Source organism: Clostridium akagii DSM 12554, assembly GCF_000686725.1.
GTDB lineage: Bacteria > Bacillota > Clostridia > Clostridiales > Clostridiaceae > Clostridium_I > Clostridium_I akagii.
The window spans coordinates 410,133-432,110 of record NZ_KK366007.1; the positions used below are offsets into that span (position 1 = coordinate 410,133).

The 21,978-nt window shown below is 31.0% G+C and carries 17 protein-coding genes; 12 read left to right on the forward strand and 5 right to left on the reverse strand.

Annotated elements, in window-relative coordinates:
* The first annotated feature begins 148 nt into the window (after positions 1-148).
* Both BR66_RS0117455 and BR66_RS0117460 read left to right on the forward strand, forming a co-directional pair.
* Positions 149-1,327 carry a trans-sulfuration enzyme family protein gene (locus BR66_RS0117455; RefSeq protein ID WP_026884054.1) on the forward strand — a complete coding sequence of 393 codons (1,179 nt, stop codon included), beginning with the start codon at positions 149-151 and terminating at the stop codon, positions 1,325-1,327.
* Between the two features lie 209 nt (positions 1,328-1,536).
* Positions 1,537-2,523 carry a Gfo/Idh/MocA family protein gene (locus BR66_RS0117460; RefSeq protein ID WP_026884055.1) on the forward strand — a complete coding sequence of 329 codons (987 nt, stop codon included), beginning with the start codon at positions 1,537-1,539 and terminating at the stop codon, positions 2,521-2,523.
* Positions 2,524-2,585: 62 nt separating this feature from the next.
* On the opposite strand, the gene BR66_RS0117465 is transcribed toward BR66_RS0117460, so the two are convergent.
* Positions 2,586-3,461, reverse strand: coding sequence for a LysR family transcriptional regulator (locus BR66_RS0117465; protein WP_026884056.1), 876 nt, complete (start codon positions 3,459-3,461; stop codon positions 2,586-2,588).
* 203 nt (positions 3,462-3,664) lie between these two features.
* Between BR66_RS0117465 and BR66_RS0117470 the strand changes: the two genes are divergently transcribed.
* From BR66_RS0117470 to BR66_RS0117495, 6 genes are all read left to right on the forward strand, one after another.
* A complete protein-coding gene (locus tag BR66_RS0117470) occupies positions 3,665-5,095 on the forward strand; it encodes an MFS transporter (protein WP_026884057.1) in 1,431 nt (476 codons plus the stop codon).
* A 265-nt stretch (positions 5,096-5,360) separates the two neighbouring features.
* On the forward strand, positions 5,361-5,819 hold the full coding sequence (locus BR66_RS0117475; RefSeq protein WP_026884058.1) for a chemotaxis protein CheW: 459 nt from the start codon (positions 5,361-5,363) through the stop codon (positions 5,817-5,819).
* A complete protein-coding gene (locus BR66_RS0117480) occupies positions 5,816-6,967 on the forward strand; it encodes a methyl-accepting chemotaxis protein (protein ID WP_026884059.1) in 1,152 nt (383 codons plus the stop codon). The genes BR66_RS0117475 and BR66_RS0117480 overlap by 4 nt, the downstream gene beginning before the upstream one ends.
* 95 nt (positions 6,968-7,062) lie before the next feature.
* Entirely contained in the window at positions 7,063-7,485 is a 423-nt protein-coding gene (gene mscL, locus BR66_RS0117485; protein WP_026884060.1) for a large-conductance mechanosensitive channel protein MscL, read from the forward strand.
* Positions 7,486-7,729: 244 nt separating this feature from the next.
* Positions 7,730-9,034, forward strand: coding sequence for an alkaline phosphatase family protein (locus BR66_RS0117490; protein WP_026884061.1), 1,305 nt, complete (start codon positions 7,730-7,732; stop codon positions 9,032-9,034).
* Between the two features lie 5 nt (positions 9,035-9,039).
* On the forward strand, positions 9,040-10,332 hold the full coding sequence (locus BR66_RS0117495; RefSeq protein WP_026884062.1) for an MFS transporter: 1,293 nt from the start codon (positions 9,040-9,042) through the stop codon (positions 10,330-10,332).
* A 95-nt stretch (positions 10,333-10,427) separates the two neighbouring features.
* On the opposite strand, the gene fba is transcribed toward BR66_RS0117495, so the two are convergent.
* The 3 genes from fba to BR66_RS0117510 form a co-directional block, all read right to left on the reverse strand.
* Complete coding sequence (fba, locus tag BR66_RS0117500) at positions 10,428-11,291, reverse strand: class II fructose-1,6-bisphosphate aldolase (RefSeq protein ID WP_026884063.1); 864 nt, start codon at positions 11,289-11,291, stop codon at positions 10,428-10,430.
* A 119-nt stretch (positions 11,292-11,410) separates the two neighbouring features.
* Positions 11,411-13,582 carry a diguanylate cyclase domain-containing protein gene (locus BR66_RS0117505; RefSeq protein ID WP_026884064.1) on the reverse strand — a complete coding sequence of 724 codons (2,172 nt, stop codon included), beginning with the start codon at positions 13,580-13,582 and terminating at the stop codon, positions 11,411-11,413.
* Positions 13,583-13,754: 172 nt separating this feature from the next.
* Complete coding sequence (locus tag BR66_RS0117510) at positions 13,755-16,175, reverse strand: GxGYxYP domain-containing protein (RefSeq protein ID WP_026884065.1); 2,421 nt, start codon at positions 16,173-16,175, stop codon at positions 13,755-13,757.
* A 195-nt stretch (positions 16,176-16,370) separates the two neighbouring features.
* Here BR66_RS0117510 and BR66_RS0117515 point away from each other — a divergent pair, with 195 nt between their 5' ends.
* Positions 16,371-16,829, forward strand: coding sequence for a DUF441 domain-containing protein (locus BR66_RS0117515; protein ID WP_026884066.1), 459 nt, complete (start codon positions 16,371-16,373; stop codon positions 16,827-16,829).
* Positions 16,830-16,864: 35 nt separating this feature from the next.
* Here the strand turns inward: BR66_RS0117515 and BR66_RS24195 are convergent, their stop codons facing one another.
* Complete coding sequence (locus BR66_RS24195; RefSeq protein ID WP_051624289.1) at positions 16,865-17,971, reverse strand: glucosaminidase domain-containing protein; 1,107 nt, start codon at positions 17,969-17,971, stop codon at positions 16,865-16,867.
* Between the two features lie 390 nt (positions 17,972-18,361).
* Between BR66_RS24195 and BR66_RS0117525 the strand changes: the two genes are divergently transcribed.
* The 3 genes from BR66_RS0117525 to BR66_RS24950 all read left to right on the forward strand — a co-directional run bounded on the left by BR66_RS0117525 (position 18,362) and on the right by BR66_RS24950 (position 21,947).
* Positions 18,362-18,862: a hypothetical protein gene (locus BR66_RS0117525; RefSeq protein WP_035796583.1), complete on the forward strand. Its 501-nt coding sequence runs from the start codon at positions 18,362-18,364 to the stop codon at positions 18,860-18,862.
* Positions 18,863-18,892: 30 nt separating this feature from the next.
* Positions 18,893-19,405, forward strand: coding sequence for a translation initiation factor IF-3 (infC, locus tag BR66_RS0117530; protein WP_026884068.1), 513 nt, complete (start codon positions 18,893-18,895; stop codon positions 19,403-19,405).
* Positions 19,406-19,679: 274 nt separating this feature from the next.
* The gene (locus tag BR66_RS24950; protein WP_051624290.1) at positions 19,680-21,947 is read left to right on the forward strand and encodes a S8 family serine peptidase; all 2,268 of its coding nucleotides are present in this window, start codon (positions 19,680-19,682) and stop codon (positions 21,945-21,947) included.
* Positions 21,948-21,978: the final 31 nt, after the last annotated feature.

Consider the following 21,978-nt stretch of genomic DNA (forward strand, 5'->3'; position numbering starts at 1 on the left):
TAAAATAGTCAAGAATACTGGCTGTCTTATCTTTTTTTATACTTACTTAATTTAATAACCTTTGCCTTAAAATAATATTGACAAAAATCCCTAATGGATTTATAATTTGTGTAATAATTATTAAACATATTGGAAAGGTGTGACTAATGTGGCCAATGAAAATGAATTGGGTTTTCTTACAAGATGTATTCATGTTGGAAATGACATTGATAAAGAAACAGGAGCAATAAGAAGACCATTAACTATGGCAAACAGCTATTTGCTACCTGAAGATGCTTCAACACTTAACTGGAGCGATCCTAATAACCTAGTATACACTAGAAATACATCAGCAAATCAGATATACCTTCAAGAAAGACTAGCATCACTTGAAGGTGGAGAGGATTGTGTAGTACTGGCAAGTGGGGTTTCAGCACTAGCTGGAGTATTTTTTACTTTTCTAGATAAAAATTCTCATGTTATATGCTCAAATGTTTCATATATAGCTGTATATAGGCTCTTAAATGAATATTTCCCTGAAAAGTATGGTATAGAGACAACACTTGTAGATACTTCTAATCTAAATGAAATAAAAGAAGCGCTAAGACCTAATACTAAACTTATTCATATAGAAACTCCAGGAAATCCAACTACTAGAATAAGTGATATAGAGGAAATTTCAAAAATTGCTAAGGGTGCTGGAGCACTACTTTCTGTGGACAGTACATTTGCATCTCCATTTTTGCAAAAACCGCTAGAGCTTGGAGCAGACCTTGTGATTCATAGTTTAACAAAATATATAAATGGACACGGAGACGCTATGGGTGGGGCTGTAATTGGTAAAGGAAAGCTTATTGATAAAATAAAGCGTGAGGCAATGGTGAATTTAGGGGGTACAATTAGTCCATTTAATGCATGGTTAATAACCCGTGGGGTTGTAACATTACCATTACGTATGAAACAACATAGTGAAAGTGCGCTAAAAGTGGCAAAGTTTCTTGAAAGCTACCCTGGAATTGAATTTGTTGCATATCCAGGTCTTACTAGTCATCCTCAACATGAAACTGCAAAAAAACAGATGAGTATGTTTTCGGGTGTTATTTCTTTTGGATTAAAAGGTGATGTTAAGACACATAATAAATTTGTCAATTCACTGAAAATTATTATTTCTGCTGTGTCCATTGGTCATGATGAAAGCCTTATTGTTTATACTGGACCGGAAGACGAGAGAAATCATTTTTACCCTGAGGAATTTAAAAATGGACATCTAAGATTTAGTGTGGGACTAGAAGAGGCAGATGACATAATAAATGATCTTAGACAAGCATTTGAAAAATGTAGATTATAGACATAATATCCGTGCCCTTGGCGCGGTATTTTTTATGTGTAAAATATAATTTTATTTATGCAGAAATATAGGAATACAAGTATAAATTGGGATTTTATCGAAATTACACTTGAATTGAAATTGGTTAATTGCTATGTTAAAATATAAAATAACTTCTATTTGTTTTATGTTTAAAATTGATAAATGAAGATATAGGGAGATGCTTAATAATGAAGACTATACGTTGGGGAATTATTGGATGTGGAGACGTTACCGAAGTTAAAAGTGGGCCTGGATTTCAAAATGCAAACAATTCACAATTAATAGCTGTAATGCGCCGTGATGGGGAAAAAGCAAAAGATTATGCACTTAGGCACAATGTTCCAAAATGGTATGACGATGCTGAAAAATTAATTAATGACCCTGATGTAGATGCTGTTTACATAGCAACACCTCCTGCATTTCACAAAGAATATGCAATAAAATGTGCCCAGGCAGGAAAACCGGTATATGTTGAAAAACCTATGGCTAGGAATTTTCAGGAATGTATTGATATGGTAGAGGCTTGCAGCAATGCAGGGGTACCATTATTTGTTGCATATTATAGAAGAGCTTTGGACCGATTCAATAAGATAAAGGAACTTATTGATTCTGGAAAAATTGGAGAAGTACGTTTTGTCTCAGTTACATTATATAGAAAACCAATGAAAATTGCTCCTAATTCAAGAACTTTACCCTGGAGAGTCATTCCAGAACTTGCAGGTGGCGGAGAATTTCTTGATCTTGCATCCCATACTTTGGATGTTTTAGATTATATTTTAGGACCAATCAGGGAAGCACGTGGCTTTGCTGGCAACCAAGCTAAGTTATATGATGCAGAAGATATTGTTACTGCCTCACTGTCATTTGAGTCTGGCGTAAAGGGAGCAGGAATATGGTGCTTTTCAAGTTTTGATAATTATGATATGAATGAAATCGTTGGAAGCAAAGGTAAGATAGCTTTTGCAACTTTTGGATCAGATCCTATTTTACTCACAACTTTAGAGGGGACAACTTCAATATCTATAATTAATCCTGTGCATATTCAGCAGCAATTAATTCAAAGTATAGTAAATGAGCTTAACGGCAAGGGGATATGCCCTAGTAAAGGCATTAGCGGGTCTCGTACGAGTAGGGTCATGGATGAAATTTTAAAAGACTACTATAAAAAAAGTTAAGAGCTACATAAGTGACAAATTAATGAAGATTTTCTGCTAAGGAAAATTTCCTTAACTTGTCACTATATAACTGCATTGTAGGGAGTCTCAAGTTCCACCATTTCAATAAATTTTGATAATGCACTAGTCTTTAGTGAATCTTTACGTCTTATAAAAAAAGTTTTTGTAACACTATATTGTTCTGGAATGGCAAAGGATTTAAGAAGTCCACTATCTTCATATTTTTTTATTGCGGATTTAGGGACAAAAGATGCGCCTAGGTCTGCTATTACACCTTCAATAATGGAATTTAAATTGTTGAATTCCATAAATCTTATCTTATTAATGCCTTTTAATTTCAGCCAAGTTTCAAGTTGTAATCTATTTGGACATCCTATACTGTTCATTAGAAATGGCTTGGAACATACTGTTTCCAAATCATTGTACTCTGGGCTTGAAATAAGTACCAGATTTTCTTCGAATGCAAGTTCTTTTACAATATTATTATCGCTAAATGATAACGACTTTACGAAGGCACCATCTAATTGAAAATGTAGAACCCTGTTAACAAGTTCATTTGATTCGCTTGTTATAAGTGACAAATCAACCTTTGGATAAGTTTTATGGTACTTTGATAATATTTCTGGGAGATGTAGAGAAGAAATGGTATTATTAGCTCCAATGCATAGACTACCGGAGGGGTTAGCAGAATCATTAAGCGCAATATTAGCCTCATCAAATAAATGTATGATTTTTTCCGCATAAACAAGTAGCTTCTCACCTGTAGGAGTTAATATCATTCCACGTTGCCTATAAAACAGTTGAGTTTTAAGTTCAGATTCCAACTGTTTTATTCTTGCCGTAACATTCGATTGGACGTAACCCAAGGATAACGCTGCCTTTGTAATACTACCTTCCTGTGCAACGGCTTTGAAAATTCGTAGTTCGTTACTCTCCATTAATTTTTCCTCCTCAATATATAAATCACAAAAAGTGAATTGTTAGATCATTTATGATCATTGTACATGATATATGTTTTCCTGTAAACTAAATTTATAGCAAAATTAGTTTAAAGGGAATTCATAACCTCAGCCTGAAACTTAGAAATTTGTTTATGGTCTATGGTTAAAAATAAAACCCCTTTCAAGAGGAGAAAATTTATATGACAAATTCACAGAAGCCTAAGTGGAGTATTTTGATTATTGTTACACTGGTTTCATTTATTACAAGCGTTGATTCTACCATCGTAATCATAGGTTTGCCTAAAATAATGCAGGGACTCAATATTACAGTGGGTGTTGGATTATGGACAATAACAGCTTATATTATCTCTAGTACTGTACTCATATTGCCAGCAGGTAAATGGGCAGATACAGTTGGAACAAAACGTATTTTCATATTAGGTCTTGTAATTTTCACTATTGGTACGGTTTTATGTGGCATAGCAAACTCTGGATTAACTTTAATTATCTATAGGGTAATTCAAGGATTAGGAGCCGCTTTAGCCTTAGCTACTGCAACACCAACTATACTTAAGACATTTCCTGATAATAAGCTCGGTCTAGCTTTAGGAATTAATGCTACATCATGGGTTATTGGAGCTCTAGTTGGTCCTGTAGTAGGAGGGGTATTAATCAGCCAATTTGGATGGAGCTCAATATTTTTTATCACAGTACCCTTTGCTCTAATTGGTATAATCGGAGCTACCTTAGTTATGAAAGATGAAGAGGTCCATAATAAACAAAAGACAGATTGGAGAGGAATATTTACATTCACCTCTGGACTAGTAGCCATGATGGTTGTACTTTCAGAAGGTGCTTCCTGGGGATGGATTTCAAGATTAACAATAGTATTAGTTATAGCTACTATCCTGTTATGGATTGCATTTGCAATTACTGAGTTACATGTGGAGAATCCATTATTCAACCTTAGCTTGCTCGCCTATAAAAAATATTCAACAGGTTTAGGAATTACGGTAAGTTATTGTATTGCTTATTTTTCAATAACGCTATTATTAAGCATATATTTGCAAGGTGCACTGCACCTAAGTCCAATGAATGCAGCACTACTAATTATTCCACTATCAGCACCACAACTTATTATGGGACCATTGGGTGGCAAACTAGCAGATTATTTCGGAGCTGGACGCATGATTGTATTTGGTCTTATATTTCTTGTTATAGGCTTATTTATGCTTGGAAATCTGGGATCAAAGCTATCTATTCCAGCTGTGGTTATACCATTAATTATAATATCTGTAGCCAACGGTATAGCATGGCCCTCACTAGCTAAAATGGTACTTTCAACTGTACCAAAAGAACAAGCTGGTTCAGCATCAGGTATGTTCTATACTATTTATAATGTTGGACGAGCATTAAGCCAAACATTGGTAATACTAGTAATTGAGTTTACTGTACCACCAGCAATAGTTTCTAAGGCTATTGTGGGGATGGCGGATTTTAGCAATTTGCACTTAAGTGGGGATTTGATAAACTCTATTGATAATGCTTTCCATTTTTTTGTAGCTTTCTTTGTCATAGCATTGATACTAGGATTATTGCTTCTAAATTCAAAAGAAAAGACTAATTCATAAATTAAATATAGAATATTTTGTACAATAACATTCAATATGCCGTATTACTTAAAAAAGTAATACGGCATATTTTAATATTTCCATGGAAACAAATACATGTAATAATAATACAAAAAAACGTATATTATGATTTATTTTTTGGGAAATAATTAAATATATTATAAAAGTTGACAAATTTATGGTATGTGATAAAGTTAATTTTATAAAATATTAATTTATATTAAAGAATATTTTAAAGTTTAAATTTGAAAGGAGATGTGTAAATTTGAGTTATTGTCAATTAGTTGTTTTTAATTTAGGGTTAGAAGAGTACGCTGTGAATATTTCCTGTGCTCAAGAAATAATACGTATACCCAAGATAACAAATATGCCCAATACTCCTATTTTTGTGGAAGGAATTATTAACTTAAGAGGGAAAGTTATACCAATATTTGATTTGAAAAAAAGATTTGCAATTGGTGACTCACAAAGGTGTGCAGATAGCAGATTATTAATACTTGAGATTGAAGGAATTAAATTGGGAATTATTGTGGATGATGTATCTGAGGTATTAAAAATTGAAGGTGAATTAATACAACATTTGGTTAATGAGATGGCGGGAATTAGCCAAAATAGTATAGAAGGTATAACTATAATCAAGGAACGTATAATTATAATATTAAATGTATTAAAACTAAAATCAGAAATTTTTAAATATAATTTAGATAGGGAGTTGATATCATGATTTCAATAAATGGATTGGAGTATTTAAAAACACTTGCGGAAGTACAAGTGGATATAATACCTGGAGGAGTTCTTTTTTTATACATAGAAAAAGATACGATACAGTGGAGAAAACAGTCTAGTAACTTTAATTTGGATATTTTTAATATTGGAGAGAAAATAAAAGATGATAGCATTGCAGCTAAAGCAATGAATGAGGGGAAAACTTTAAAACAGAGTATTCCTAGTTCATTATATGGTAGTAGATTTAATACTGTGGCAATTCCTATAGTAGATGAAGAAGAGCAAATAGTAGGTGCTTTTTCTATGTTATTGCCTAAAATACATCCAGTGGTGAAATCTTTTAAGGATTTTGCACCAATTATTGCTGAAATGTTCCCAGAAGGATCTGTTATGTTTGTAACAAATTTAGAGAAAATTTTGTACAAGCAGGCTTCAGCGAAATTTGATATTAGTTCTCTACAGAATGGAGATATATTAAAAGATGACTCTATTGCTAGGAAGACTATTGAAAAAAGAAAAGAAATTATTACGGAGTTAGATAGAACTGTCTTCGGTGTAAATGTTTTAGAAGCTTGCTATCCACTACATGATGAAGAAAATTCTGAGGAGATAGTTGCAACATTAACTATAATAACTCCAAAAGAAATTGCTTCGGATTTACGTGATATGTCAAATAATCTTGAAAATAACCTTACTGGAATAGCGGCCGCTATAGAAGAATTAGCAGCATCAGCATCTCAGATACATACCAATGAGCAAGAACTTAATGCTGAGATTAAAGAAATAACTAAATTGTCAGAAGAAATAAACGAAGTTTCATCATTTATTAAAGAGATTGCAGATGAAACAAAAATGCTTGGATTAAATGCAGCAATTGAAGCTGCTAGAGCTGGAGAAGCTGGCAAAGGATTTGGTGTTGTTGCAGAAGAAATAAGGAATCTTTCTCAGCAGTCAAAAAGTACTGTTCCTAAAATTAATATGCTTACAAATAATATAATAGCAAAGGTGAATGAAGTAAGCGAAAAGAGTATAAGTTCACTAGCGGCAAGTCAGGAACAAGCCTCCGCTACTGAGGAAATTACTGCAAGCATAGAAGAAATTACAGCATCAACAGAAGAGTTAAACAATATAGCAAAAAAATTATAATCTATAAAATCACTATAATTTTCCACTATAATATCGTTTCATCAAAATGATATAATTGATGGATCAATAGAAAATAAAGTGAGTGGGGAATTTTAATGATAAAAGAATTTAAAGAATTTGCAATAAAGGGAAACGTAGTAGACTTAGCAGTTGGAGTTGTTGTTGGTAGTGCTTTTGGTAAAATTGTTACGTCTTTGGTTAATGATATTATTATGCCATTAATTGGAGCACTAACGGGAGGAATTAATTTCAAAGATTTAAATATAGTTATTAAAGCAGCACATGGTCATGTATCTGCGGTTACTCTAAATTACGGAAGTTTTATTCAAAATATAGTGGATTTCTTAATTGTCTCTTTTTCTATATTTTTGTTTATTCAATTAATAGGCAAATTTAAATTAGAAAAAAAATCCGAGGCTAAGGAACTAGAAGATCCGAAAATATCAGAGGAAGCACTATTACTCAAGGAAATTAGGGACCTTTTGAAGGAAAATAAAATTTCTCATAGGGATATATAAATTAAGGATTAAAGGTTTTATAATTGCCTAAAAAAATCAAGGGATGCAATTAGATTTGTTTATACAAGTCTAATTGCATCCCTATTTTATTGCCAATTGTAATTATCAAATGTTTTTCATCTATGGATCTGGTTTGTTAAATATATATTATTAGTGTAAATATTAAGTTGATTATCTTTACTTATAATATTCAATATTATAGGGTTAGAGTAGCAATAAAATTATAGGCAAGGAGTAATAGCACATGAAAAGATTAGCAAAATACTTATATGTTATTTCATTAGATGGCTTGTCCACGTTAGACTTTGAATACATTAGTAATTTACCAAACTTCAAAGAACTTTTAACTTCAGCATCTTTCTGCAAAAATGTGTATAGCGTATATCCTACATTAACGTATCCAGCACATGTAAGTATTGTGACAGGAAAATATCCTAAAAATCATGGCGTAATAAATAACACTTTATTACAGGTTAACAGGAGTAATCCTGATTGGTATTGGCATAGGAAAAGCATAAAAGGGGATACCTTTTACGATTTGGCAATACAAAATGGCATGAAGGTAGGGTCACTATTTTGGCCAGTAACAGCAAAGTCAAAGATACAGTATAACATGCCGGAAATTCTTGCTAATAGACCTTGGCAAAATCAAATATTGGTTTCATTAATAAATGGAAGTCCTATATTCCAATACAAGTTAAATAAAAAATTTGGACATTTGAGAGATGGAATAAAACAACCGAACCTGGATGATTTTACACATCAATCATTATTACATACTATAAAAAATAAAAGATTAGATTTGACTTTAGTTCATTACACAGATTTGGATAGCATAAGGCATGAATTTGGGTTTTATTCTGAAGAGGCAAAACTTGCATTAAAAAGGCATGATAAAAGAATAGGGCAAATAATGCAGGCGCTTAAAGAAAAAGGAATATATGAAGAAAGTACTATTATTATTTTAGGGGATCACAGTAGCATTGATGAAAATAAAGTTATTAATCTGAATGTAGTTTTAAAACAAAAGGGATATATTCAAGTAGATTCAAAGGGAAAAATATTAAAATATACAGCTATAACAAAAAATTGTGATGGATCAGCCTATGTATATGTGAAGAACAATGATCCTAAAATATTAAATGAAATCACTGAGATAATTAAAGAATTTAATGATAAGTATGGATGTATAGATGAAATATACTCTAGAGAAAAAGCTGAGGAATTTGGAGCAGATCCCAATTGCTCGCTCATGCTTGAGGCAACAAATTCATATTATTTTCAGGATGAAATAGATGGAGAACCCATAAAAGATATAAGCATTGAAAACACAAAGCAATCATCACATTATACATTATCTACTCATGGGTATTCACCCTTTAAAAAAGATTACACAACTGTGTTTATTGCAGTAGGAAAGGGAATAAAAAAAGGTGTTGTAATAGAAAAAATGTGTCTTATAGATGAAGGGCCTACTTTTGCGAAACTTTTAGGAGTGGAACTTAAAAGTAGCGATGGAAAAATTTTAGAAGAGTTATTAGAGGAGTGAATTTGATGAGCAAATATAATAAAATAGAAAAAAGTTGGATACTATATGATTGCACTATTTCCACATATAGCATGATAATTATAACTGCCATACTCCCAATCTATTTTAGAATGGTATTTACAAATGCCGGTGGGTCTACCGTTATGTCAACTTCTTACTGGGGATATATAAATTCTATAAGTCGTTTAATTATAGCAATAGCTGCACCTATTCTTGGAACCATTGCGGATTATAAGGGATATAAAATGAAGTTTTTTAGAGTATTTTGTATTTTGGGAATAGTATTCACAGCAATGATGGGAGTTGTTCCAGATTCCTCGTGGATTTTATTAATGGTTATTTTTGTTGTAAGCACTATAGGTAATTCTGGAAGCAATATATTTTATGATGCTTTTATAGTAGATGTCACTCCAAAACCTAAGATGGATATGTTATCTTCTATTGGATTTGCAGCAGGGTATCTAGGAAATATATTGGCTTTTGCAATATGTATGAGTATAGTCATATTAGCTCAGATGAAAATAATTCCTATATCTATAGGAGTTGCTTGTAAGATAGATTTTGTAATTACTGCAGTATGGTGTACAATATTTTCTTTGCCAATTATGAAAAATGTAAAGCAGGTTTACGGAATTGAAAGAGAACCAAACATAGTAAGGAATAGTTTTAAAAGATTAGGATCAACATTTAAACACATAAAAAGTCATAAAAATATAGTTACTTTCTTAATAGCTTATTTCTTTTTTATAGATGGAGTAAATACCATTATAACTATGGCCACTTCCTTTGGTGCAGATCTTGGAATAACTTCTACAACGCTACTTATCGTATTATTGGCAACTCAGTTTGTTGCTTTTCCTAGTGCAATAATATTTGGTAAGCTTTCACAAAAATTCAGGGGTAAGAAAATGCTATATGTGGGTATAATAATATATTCAATTATATGTATATATGCTAATTTTATTCATAATACCCTTGGATTTTGGATACTCGCAATGCTAGTAGGAACATCACAGGGTGGAATTCAAGCATTAAGTAGATCGTATTTTGGAAAACTTATACCAAGGGAGAAAAGTAATGAATTTTTCGGATTCTATAATATATTCGGAAGGTTTGCAGCAATACTAGGACCTTTTATGGTGGCAGTAGCAACTCAAGTTACAGGTAAGTCAAGTAATGGTATATTTAGTATTTTAATTTTATTTATTATTGGTGGAATAGTATTAACAAGAGTTTCAAGCAATGAAAGTTACAGTAGCGAGGAAGAACTGAATTTAGATATGTCCGAAAATGTATAAGGCATATTGAAAAAATAATAGGATTGGTAGTTGAAAGAAAAACAGCTTATATAATCTTTAATTAAAGATTATATAAGCTGTTTTTTTGCTAAATATTAAGCTTTGTTTACTGAACCAAAAAGCTCTATTTTTTCTTTAACTGTAGCTTTGATTGCTTCAAAACCAGGAGCTAATAGTTTACGTGGGTCAAAACCTTTTCCTTGTAGATCTTTTCCATCTTCAATATATTTACGAGTAGCTGCTGCGAAAGATAATTGACATTCAGTGTTAACATTGATTTTAGCAACTCCAAGTGAGATAGCTTTTTTTATCATATCTGAAGGAATGCCTGTACCACCATGTAAAACTAATGGCATACTTCCTACTGTTTTTTCTATTTCAGCTAAAACATCAAATTTTAAACCAGTCCAGTTTGCTGGGTATACGCCATGAATATTACCAATACCAGCAGCTAACATATCAACGCCTAGATCAGCTATTCTTTTGCATTCAGCTGGATCAGCAACTTCGCCGCCACCGATAACTCCATCTTCTTCGCCACCGATTGCTCCAACTTCTGCTTCTACAGAAATTCCTTTTGCAGCAGCAACTTTTATAACTTCTTTTGTTTTTTCAATATTTTCATCTATAGCATAGTGAGAACCATCAAACATAATTGAAGAAAATCCAGCTTCAATTGCATCAAAAGAACCTTCATAGCCGCCGTGGTCTAAATGCAAGGCAACAGGAACAGTGATTTTCAAGCCTTTAAGTAAGCCATTAACCATTCCTACAACAGCTACATAACTGCCCATATATTTTCCAGCGCCTTCAGAAACTCCTAAAATTACTGGGGAATTGTTTTCTTGTGCGGTTAATAATACAGCTTTTGTCCATTCTAAATTGTTGATGTTAAATTGACCAACAGCATATTTTCCTTCTTTAGCTTTGATTATCATTTCTTTTGTTGAAACTAACATAACTAACCTCCATAAATATATTATTTATATTTTTTCATAAGAAAATAGTGTATCATAAATACTTCTCTTCCTAACCTAATTATAATCCAAAAATTCTAAAAATGGAACAAATTTTTATTCTAGCCTTTAATAACAATGTCCTTTGTTCTATTGTTTTTCTCACAATAAAGTGCATCATCAGTTTTTTTAATGAATTCATTTATTGTATTATTACTATTTGGTATAATTGAAGCAACACCAATAGACAGGGTAACTATATTTGAAAGCTCTGAAAATTCGTGCGGAATACTTAAATTGTTTATTTCTGTTTTTATAATTTTTCCAAAATAGAGTGCTTCTTGAAGAAGGGTATTCGGAAGTACGATTATAAATTCATCGCCACCATACCTTGCTATAAAATATTTATCTTTTGTCAAATTGTGAAGAAAGCTAGCTACTTTTAATATACAATTATCCCCAGCTACATGCCCATAATTATCGTTATATTCTTTGAAATAGTCAATGTCCAATAAAATTAAGGATATACTGGTTTTTTCAGTAAGGCTTTTATTCCACACATCATTTAGGTATGTATCAAATTTTCCTCTATTATAAATTTTAGTCATACTATCATGTTGTGATAAAAAGAGCAGTTCCTTGTTCAAATTTTCTAATTCCCTAGATTTTAATGCATTGTTTATTGCAATAGCTGCATATGAAGAAAGTGACTTAACCATCTCTATTTGATAGGAGTTAAAAACATCTTTTTTTGAACTTTGTATTGTAAGTACTCCTATAACTTTTGTGTTGATTAAAAGAGGCAAAAAAACAAGGGAATTTATTTCATAGTGATTTTGAATTGATATTTCTTCATAGGTAATGTCATCTATATACTTTGAATATTCTTTACTTATATCATTAATTATAATAATTTCCGATGTTTCTATACATTTAGTTGCAAAACTATGCTTGTTATCCATTGATGTATTTGATTTCTTTATTTTTTTATTATTTTCAATTGCATCAAGATAATTTATAACAGACCTTTTTTCATCATATAGGCCTATAGCGAAATATGTTAAATCCATAAAGCTTTTAATACTTGAGTCAAGTATATCAATTATAGAATTAAGATTGGTGGTAGCAGTGATTTTTTGACCTAGTTTGCTTATAATAGATATTTTTTCAACCACAGTCTGTAAATCTTCAGATTGTTTTTTTAAATTTTCATTTTTCACAGTCATTTCTTTTTCTATTTTTTGCATTCTATTTCTAATATTTAAATTTTTGACCATTTGATTATTAAAGGAACCAAGAAGCTTATTGTAATAATTATAATGAATTTTATAATACTCAAAAGCTTTGTTTTTATTATTTAGTTTTTCATAAAAAACACCTAAAAGACCGGATATTTTGGAGATCTTATTAAGCTCATTGTTTTTCATAGATAAATCAAAAGCATGAGTTAATGCATTTAGAGCATTGTCAAAATGTTGTCGTGATTCCAAAAATTCATAGTAGTTTAAAAATGCATCTATTTCGTAAAATGACGTAGCCTGTTTTTTATTCATATTTATAGTTATCTCAAAATATTTCTCGGCATTGGTAAAATCTTCTTGTTTCCAATATGCCAGGGCCATAAGTTTATAAGCATCAGATTCTGCCAAAGTATAATTATAATATCGTAGGTATTTCAAAGCACTATGTGCTAGAGAAGTAGCCTTCTCGTAGTAATTTAGAAGATAATATACTTCACCTAAACTAAGGATAGTTATTCCCTTTGATAACTGAAAATTTTGTTCTTTGTCAATATCGTAAGCAGAATTGCAATATGCTAAAGCCTCTTTATAGTCCTTTAATAATTTATAATTTTCAGCTGTATTGTTCAGGGTAATGACTTTTGCTTCTTTTGAAGTGAATTTAGCATTATATTTTTTTCCAGAATCTATCTGGTTAGCTACAATCTCTGATTTGTTATAGAAGTTCATACTTCTTTCGTAATCACCTAAATCACCAAAAATAATTCCAAGGCAATTATACGTACTCCATTGGAGGTCATAAAGACTTTCCTTAATAAAAAAATCAAGAGAGTCTAGCAGTAAAACTATAGCATCTTCATATTTCCCAAGATTCCTGTAGGAATCAGCTATTCTAAAATTTGCAACAGCAATTCCTAGATTATAACCAACTTCTTTGCTCAAAGTTATGGCTTTTTTAGCAAGTGCTATAGTTTTTTCTGGATTGCTAAGTCTAACTATATCTGTTTTCTCAAGAAGTTCATCAATTAATTTTATTTTAGTATTATCTTTCATACAATAATCTCCTTGTTCATTAGTAAATTTGTGGAAAAATGTATTCTTAGATTTACTATAACATAAATTTACTTGCTGAACCATATTTTATAATTTTAAAAATTAAAAAAATAGCATATGTTTATAAATATGTAAATATAAGTTGAAACATAGACAGACAAAGTTTAAAAGATTAATGGATGACATATGTTTTTATATGATCCATAAACACATTAGGGGTTACGATTTTAACATTAGGGTTTTTCTGTAATTCTGTAGCAACAGTATTTATATTACTCATGTTTTTACTCCAAGCATGAACATAAACAAGGGTATAGCTATTAGGATTATGGGTATCAGTGTATCCTTTTTTAGTACGTTCATTTATTCTATTTATTAAGTCACTTTCATTTTCTATTCCTGACCATAACAAATCTCTACATGACACAATTGGTTTATCATTAGACCATTTAATTTCACCATGATAGTTATCCTGTCTGTGGTAGTCCAGATAAAATAAGCCTTTTATATTAGATTTGGAAGTGTATTTGCCCCAGAGTTTATCATTATTTAGTGAAGCATCATCAATAATTGCAACGTAATCCTCATGGGTTTCTTTAGCATAGATATTTAGGTCATCAGTAAATGTATCCAATTTATTTTTGGGGAATTTACTTGGATACATATAGCCATTGCCAGAGGGCGAAATTACAAAATAATCATGTTTTGCATTTTCATAATACAGTTTAAACACTGTTGGAGCTAAATAATATAGTGATGGACTTATTGACCAACCCATTTTTAAATTACCTCTAAAGGGAGAACCATACCAATTAGAAGAACCATAATTAGTTCCAAGATTCCACTGCTGATTATCTCCGTCAGACATCAGGAAGGTAACATAATGTTTGTTTTTTTCAATAGTAGTATTTATATCTTTTTTTTGATTAATTGAGTAAGTGGGAAAGGCACTTAATACAGATAAATTATAGGACCAATCTGCTGGAACTATGCTTAGCCCATATTTTGATGCTAAGCTTACATTAATAAATTCATCGGGCCCCCAACCGAGTACTAAACCTCCATTTTTCATAGAGGAGAATATCTTATCTCTAAGATCTGTTTTAACGATGCTGTCTTCGTAAAAGACAAGAGATTTTGCCATTACAGCATAATCACGTAATGGGGAAGCTTTATCTGGTGAAAGTTCAATTACTGTTGTGTGATTTAGTCCATGGTTCCACAAATTATTATATGCCCAGTATTTATCGGTATTTCGACAATCTCCTTTAAGAGATAATCCTTGGGCTTTTGACTTGATTTCCAAATTTTCATCTATGGCAATGCAGTTATTTAAAGATGCAAGGGAGCAAGCGTTATTTATTGATGGATCGTTATGTGTCTTATTATCATAAAGCACATAACCAGCTATACTTTTTTTGAAAATTTTTACTAGTTGCCAAGGGTCAGATATAACAGTATAGTTTATACCCTTGCTACTTTTTAAATCTTTTAGCCATATATTGTAATCAGGCTCAGAGGAACTTAGTGTATAGATTTGAGAAGAACAACGATTACTAATTAAACCTTGAAGTGTAGCTATCATTGTTTTTTCATCAGAAGTCATGTTATCTTCTGAAATAACATATAATTTTTTTGGTTCAATTGAGTTTTTTATATATTTATAGTGTGTGTTTATTGAAGGCATTGAAGTGTTTAATGATTTCCTCCAATCAGAAAAGCTTTGATCATAGGAGCAGCAACTATGTATTTTACAGTATAGGTAAAATTTATTTAAAAATTCAGTACGTTCACTATTACAAAAAGAACTTATTTCCTTTGAATTAAAATTTGATAGTAACATCTGTCGCCTTATAATGTCATTTTCAGAAACTTGTTTAGAATTTTTCATCATATCATACATTATCATAAATGTAGTTGTTCTTCCAATACCCTCTTTGCAATGGAAATGTAACCAAGTATTTTTAGGATTAGTTGTAACAAAATTAACAAAATAATCAACTATGTTGTCCTGAGGAATTTTACCGTCTGTAACTGGAATTCTTTCGTAAGATAGCAATTTTGATTTAGTGAGAGATTCTTCATTTTCAACTTTGATTGGAATAATTGTTTTATCAGGATGATTGTAATAGGTTATGGGTTTATTTAACTTAATTGCCGTGAGTTTATTTGTTTCGTCAAGTAGAATCTTATCTCTTGTTAAACCCAAATTTGCATTGTTATGATCATTAGCCCAGCTAACTGGTAAATTATTAATAAAACCGTGGGATTCTTGCCTTAGGTCAACTATTGTTATAGGTGCCTCAATACCTATATGGTTAATAATTTCTGATAGGTTTTCAGCGGAAAATTGTCTACTTCCAGAAATATTTAACGTTTTTAATCCAGTTAGATTTAAGGAGTCTACATTATTTAAATTTAGTTGAGAACAAGTTTTACGAAAGCGTTTTGAAGAAAAATCTGTGTTTAGAGAATCTGCTATAAGATTTATATTATTAGGTGCCTGTGCTAAAGCATATGGTTTAGCACAGGGATATAAAATTGAAAGAGCCATTAGGAAAATAAGTAGTTTTACTTTGAAATTTTTGTACAAATTCATCACCTCATCCATAATATTAATACGTATAATATGGGAAAATGAACGAAATTTTATACAATATTTTTTATGAATAATTAGCGGTAAGCTAAAATATTAATATTAATATAAGGTATCTTAAAAAAGATATCAAGCAAGTACGCCAGTTATATTTTTTTAGATGTCTAAGTTTAATTATGAGGGATGATGTATATGGAAGCTAATATAATGCTTATTATATTATTAGCCATTTCGGTGATTGGTAAAGCAGATTCTGTTTCTATTGCTGTGGCAGTGCTACTTATTATAAAACTTTTACATGTTGATAAGTATGCTTTTCCTATTCTAAGTAATAGTGGAACGTTTTGGGCGCTTGTACTTCTTATAGCAGCAATACTTATACCTATTGCCAGTGGAAGCATTAATTCAATTAAAATAAAAAGTAATCTAACCTCTTGGATTGGTATAATAGCACTTGTCCTTTCTTTTATAACAACATATTTAAGTGGAGTGGGACTAAGATATTTGACCGCGGATGGTCATGGTGATGTTATGCCAGCTCTTATTTTGGGTTCTGTAGTAGCTGCTGCACTTTTAAAAGGAGTTCCTGTAGGACCGTTTATAACCTCGGGGATATTAGCATTAGTAGTTAAAGTATTTCATAAATCATAAAATACTGGAAACTTGGAGGAATATAGCTTGTATAATCAATTGCCACCATAATCATTTTTCTCTAATGCCTCATATATATTTTTTACTCCCTTTGACCAATTAGGATCCTCAGCATATTGCCTGTTTATCCAATGGAAAAGTTCTTCATTTGTTGGTCTATCTTTTGATAAATTTATTACAGTTAGGCTTGCAATCTCACTAGCATCTTTAATATTTGTGTTATATTCCTTCCAACTGTGATATACATTATAGGGATTATTGGCGATTTTTTTTGAATTTGGGTCTTGTTTTGACACGAAGCCTTCTTCTTGTCCAGAAATTGCAAATAAAATAAATGGATTTAAGTTGTATTGCTTTGAAACAGCAATTATTGTTGAAAAATATGGTTCTTCGGCTAAAAGAGAATTATGTGAATTTAAGTAAGTTTTGAGTACTACGGTGTTTATTTCTTTATATTCAAAGTGCACCGTTATATTAGTGGCGGGTGATTTTTTATTTGTACTAGGCCTTACTAATGAAGAGCTAGTGCTTGAATTATGTTTTCCTATTATAGTATTATTAATTTTCAAAAAAGACATAATAGTAAGCATAATTAAAATAACAGAGAAAAATGCCAAAACCAAATGTTTTGAATTACTCTTTAATTTAATTACTATAGAATTAATGCTATTTTTAGTATTATAATCATAGCTATCAGAATTAGATTTAATAGCATATTCTGCATATGGTGTGATTATAAGGTCTTCACTGGGAACTTGATTTTTTGAACAATAAATTTCTAAATCGGTTTTAGAAATTTTATTTTTAATGTGCAAATTAACCCAGTCAAGTAACGTATGTTCTAAAATATCAGGTTCATCTTTAAGTGATATACATAATTGGAATATATCACTTAACAAAACTGGATTTCCGTTTTTTATTATAGTATTATTAAGTATATCCTTTTTAATCAGTTTGATATAATGCTTGTCAAGACCGGTTACACTGTTATCTATAATGCTATAAATTGCTTTAGATAAAACATGGGATTTTTGCTTTTTTGTATAGTTTAAATACTTTTTTGCTATATATTGTTTTAATAAAATAATATCGTCCTTAGATAAAACTTTTTTGCTAGATAATTCTTCAATAAAGGTTTCCATATAAAACTCCTATAGGTTATTTATTCTTCATTAATTTATAAAAACCTTTATTGTAAATTAATAAATTTGATTTATTGACTAAATGGAAAAAACATGGTATAATAATAGCTTATGAATATATTAGTATGTTAAACTATAAGTATCAAAATATTGTTAATGTGTTTTATAGTTGTAAGATATTACATTAATAATAGTTAATTAATATTTGTTTCCAATAAAGATACATTAATTTTTAAATTTGTGTTATACTAATATATGGATAGGTAAAGTATTTTTTATAATTAACTTCATTTGTGAAATTAATTCATTCCACCAAAGAATGGTGGACTTTTTAAATATGTATGAAAAATAAGCCCGCAAGTCGGAAAGAGAAGAGTGATTATATTGGTAATGAAAAACAGAAGGAAGAGTTCCATATCAATAAAAATGTTCATATCAGAATTAGGAGAAGATTTCTCAGATCATATTAAAGAAAAATTAATGCATTTAGATGCTAGAACTTTTTTAACTAGAAAAGAATTTGAAAACAGGCTGGATATTAAGCATGTTGAACATCAGAAGTATGATGGTAATGGTGTTGCAAATGAAAATGATTCTTCAAAATCAAAAAAAGAATATGTTTATGGAGAACTGGAAGTAGTAGAAGGAGTATTATATTTATCAGAAAAATGTTTAGAAAATAAAGATTTCGTTCAGGCTCCTGGGGTAAGTAACATATATGAATCTTTGGTTAGTGACGATGTGATTGTTGATAATGGAAAGAACCTAAAAAAATTGGATGATAAGAATATAGATTATGTAGTGGATAGTATATTGGACATATGTCCTGAAGTTTCTCAAAAATATATTGATATTGTTAAAGGAATGGTTGACCGTTCCAACAACAGATAATATAATTATAATGAAAAATTAAATTCGGAGGTGTGGAATATTAATAAAAACGTAAATATTAACGAAGGAATAAGAGAAAGAGAGATTAGACTTCTAGACGGGAAAGACAGTACCATAATTAACACGAAAGAGGCTTTAGTATTAGCAGATGAGAAAAACATGGACTTGGTGATGGTTTCACCTACAGCCACTCCACCTGTATGCAGAATAATGGACTATAATAAGTTTTTATATGAACAGTCTAAAAAGCAAAAGGAAGCTAAGAAAAATCAAAAGACTCTTGAAATAAAAGAAGTCCGCCTCAGCGCTACTATTGAAGACCATGATATAGAGATTAAAGCTAAAAATGCTAAGAAGTTTCTTGCAAATGGAGATAAAGTTAAGGTAGCTATTAGGTTTAGGGGAAGACAAAATAATTATAGAAATTTAGGAAATAAAGTATTTGATCAATTTTTGAGCAAGATGGAAGATTTAGCAGTTGTTGAAAAATCCGCTCAATTAGAAGGCAGAAATATGTTTATGGTTTTAGGACCTAAGAAATAGTTGTGTTTTATTATAATTAAATAAAGTCTAAACATAAAAACACTGAATTTTATAAATTTAGTGTTTTTTATGTTTAAACCTTTATTTTAAGGTTAGGATTTGCAATTGTTATTGCTATGGTATAATACTATTTACAGGTACAATATTAAGCATTTCATAAGCAAATTTTCAAAAAAGAACAAAATAAAAAATATTTATATATTTAAATTATCGGCATATATATTCTAGGCTAAGGGTGTAAATTAATATAATAGTTATGGGAGTGGTCTGGGTCATGAGAAAGATTTGTACAGTTTTTATTGTTTTATTGTATATGGTGAGTTTAAGTGTTCAGCCTGCCAATGCAGAGATTGTTAACTCAACTAGTAAAAGCGATAAGACATCAAACAGGCTTATTATAAAATATAAGAATTCAAACGATGAGATAAAGCTAAATTTGGATATTTCAAATGGAATTAAGTCTATAAAAAAAATAGATGATAAACTTTCCGTAATTGAAGCAAATAACGATTCTGATAAGAAAAAATTGTATGATAACTTAAAAGTTAATTCTAAAATAGAGAGCGTGGAAGAAGACAAAACATTAAAAAATCAGGAAGTGCCAAATGATACTGATTATAATCAGCAGTGGTATGTGCCTAATATTAATTTACCTAAGGTATGGGATTCAAATATTACATCAAAAAAGAATGTAATTGTAGCGGTAATAGACTCTGGGATAAATAGTAAGCATGAGGATTTACAAGGCAACATTCTTGATGGTGGTTATGATTTTTATGATAATAGTATAGATACATCCGATGATAATGGTCACGGAACCAATGTTGCTGGTGTAATCGTTGCAGAAGAAAATAATGCAAAGGGAATAGCAGGAATAGATTCCAAAGTACCTGTAAAAATACTTCCTCTTAAAACTGCTGATAGTGATGGTTATTCTTACTTATCAGATATGATATCTGCGGTAGATTATGCTATAAGCAAAAAGGTAGACGTCATAAATCTTAGCATGGGAAGTACTGAATATTCAGATATAGAAAATCAAGAAATACAAAAAGCTATAAGTAGCGGTATAGTGGTAGTAGCAGCAGCCGGCAATAATGGAAATTCATCATATATGTATCCAGCATCCTATGATAATGTGATTTCTGTGGGAGCTACTGATGAGAATAATAACATAGCTAGCTTTTCGGATTATAACGATAAGGTGATACTTAGTGCACCTGGAACCAATATAGAAACTACTGACAAAGATGGGGGATATGCGTGTGTAAGTGGGACGTCCTTTTCTACACCAATTGTATCTGCTTTAGCCGCCATGATTAAGTGTGTAAGACCAGATTTAGCACCAAAGGATATAAAAAATGTTTTGGAAAATAATGCTTTGGATTTGGGAATAATGGGAAAAGATAATAGTTTTGGTTATGGAAAAGTGGATGCATATAAAACCATCAGTAATGTTCTTGAACCTAAATCTATTCAGATACTGCAGAACAATATAAGTATTAATGTTAATGGGACAAGCAATTTGAAAACCTTAATCAATCCAGACAATGCTATAGATAAAAATGTGATTTGGAGTAGCGGTGACAATTCTATAGCATCAGTGGATCAGAATGGAACAGTAAAGGGGGTTAAAAGTGGTAATACTAATATTATTGCTAAAACTGAGCAGGGAAATTTAACTTCGGAAATTTTAGTTAATGTGACAGATCCAAATGTATTAGGGGTAGAGTATGACGCTCATGTTGAGAATATAGGTTGGCAAAATAATATGTATAATGGTGAAATGTCAGGAACGGTAGGACAGGGACTTAGAATGGAAGCATTAAAAATCAATTTACAAAATGTTCTAGAAGGTGCCAAAATAAAATATCAAGTACATGTGGAAAATCTTGGCTGGCAGGATTGGAAATACGATGGTGATGTAGCAGGGACAACTGGAAAAGGATTAAGGATAGAGGGTGCGAGAATTGTTCTAGAAAATGCACCGGGATATAGTGTAGCATATCAGGCACAAGTTGAAAAACAAGGTTTGCAAGATTGGGTATATGATGGACAGCTTGCAGGAACGGTGGGACAAAACCTTAGAATGGAAGCTATAAATATAAAAATTGTTAAGACTAGTGATGCACCTTGCGGTGTAACTTTATCAGCTCATGTTGAAACCGTTGGATGGCAACAACCAGTTCGAGATAACGAACTTGCAGGAACGGTAGGGCAAAGTCTTAGAATGGAAGCCTTGAAAATGAATTTAGTTGATGCACCAATAGGTGCTAAAATAAAATACCAGGTACATGTTCAAAATATAGGTTGGCAAGACTGGAAATACGATGGGGATTTATCAGGAACCACTGGAGAGGGTCTAAGGATAGAGGGCGTAAGAATTATTCTAGAAAATGCACCGGGATATAGTGTAACTTATCAGGCTCAAGTTCAGAATATAGGTTGGCAAAATTGGGTCAAAAATGGTGAACTTTCAGGAACTACAGGGAGAGGACTAAGGATGGAATCAATTAAAGTAAAAATAATAAAAGATAATTAGTAAATTACCAAATATAATTAATTTGGTAATT

Excerpts from the sequence above, each read along its gene's own strand:
- BR66_RS24195 (WP_051624289.1), bottom strand. The coding sequence starts at position 17,971 with ATGGAAACCTTTATTGAAGAATTATCTAGCAAAAAAGTTTTATCTAAG.
- BR66_RS0117515 (WP_026884066.1), top strand. The coding sequence starts at position 16,371 with ATGGAAGCTAATATAATGCTTATTATATTATTAGCCATTTCGGTGATT.
- BR66_RS0117490 (WP_026884061.1), top strand. The coding sequence starts at position 7,730 with ATGAAAAGATTAGCAAAATACTTATATGTTATTTCATTAGATGGCTTG.
- BR66_RS0117480 (WP_026884059.1), top strand. The coding sequence starts at position 5,816 with ATGATTTCAATAAATGGATTGGAGTATTTAAAAACACTTGCGGAAGTA.
- BR66_RS0117505 (WP_026884064.1), bottom strand. The coding sequence starts at position 13,582 with ATGAAAGATAATACTAAAATAAAATTAATTGATGAACTTCTTGAGAAA.
- BR66_RS0117495 (WP_026884062.1), top strand. The coding sequence starts at position 9,040 with ATGAGCAAATATAATAAAATAGAAAAAAGTTGGATACTATATGATTGC.
- BR66_RS0117525 (WP_035796583.1), top strand. The coding sequence starts at position 18,362 with ATGAAAAACAGAAGGAAGAGTTCCATATCAATAAAAATGTTCATATCA.
- BR66_RS0117460 (WP_026884055.1), top strand. The coding sequence starts at position 1,537 with ATGAAGACTATACGTTGGGGAATTATTGGATGTGGAGACGTTACCGAA.
- BR66_RS0117465 (WP_026884056.1), bottom strand. The coding sequence starts at position 3,461 with ATGGAGAGTAACGAACTACGAATTTTCAAAGCCGTTGCACAGGAAGGT.
- BR66_RS24950 (WP_051624290.1), top strand. The coding sequence starts at position 19,680 with ATGAGAAAGATTTGTACAGTTTTTATTGTTTTATTGTATATGGTGAGT.
- fba (WP_026884063.1), bottom strand. The coding sequence starts at position 11,291 with ATGTTAGTTTCAACAAAAGAAATGATAATCAAAGCTAAAGAAGGAAAA.
- BR66_RS0117470 (WP_026884057.1), top strand. The coding sequence starts at position 3,665 with ATGACAAATTCACAGAAGCCTAAGTGGAGTATTTTGATTATTGTTACA.
- mscL (WP_026884060.1), top strand. The coding sequence starts at position 7,063 with ATGATAAAAGAATTTAAAGAATTTGCAATAAAGGGAAACGTAGTAGAC.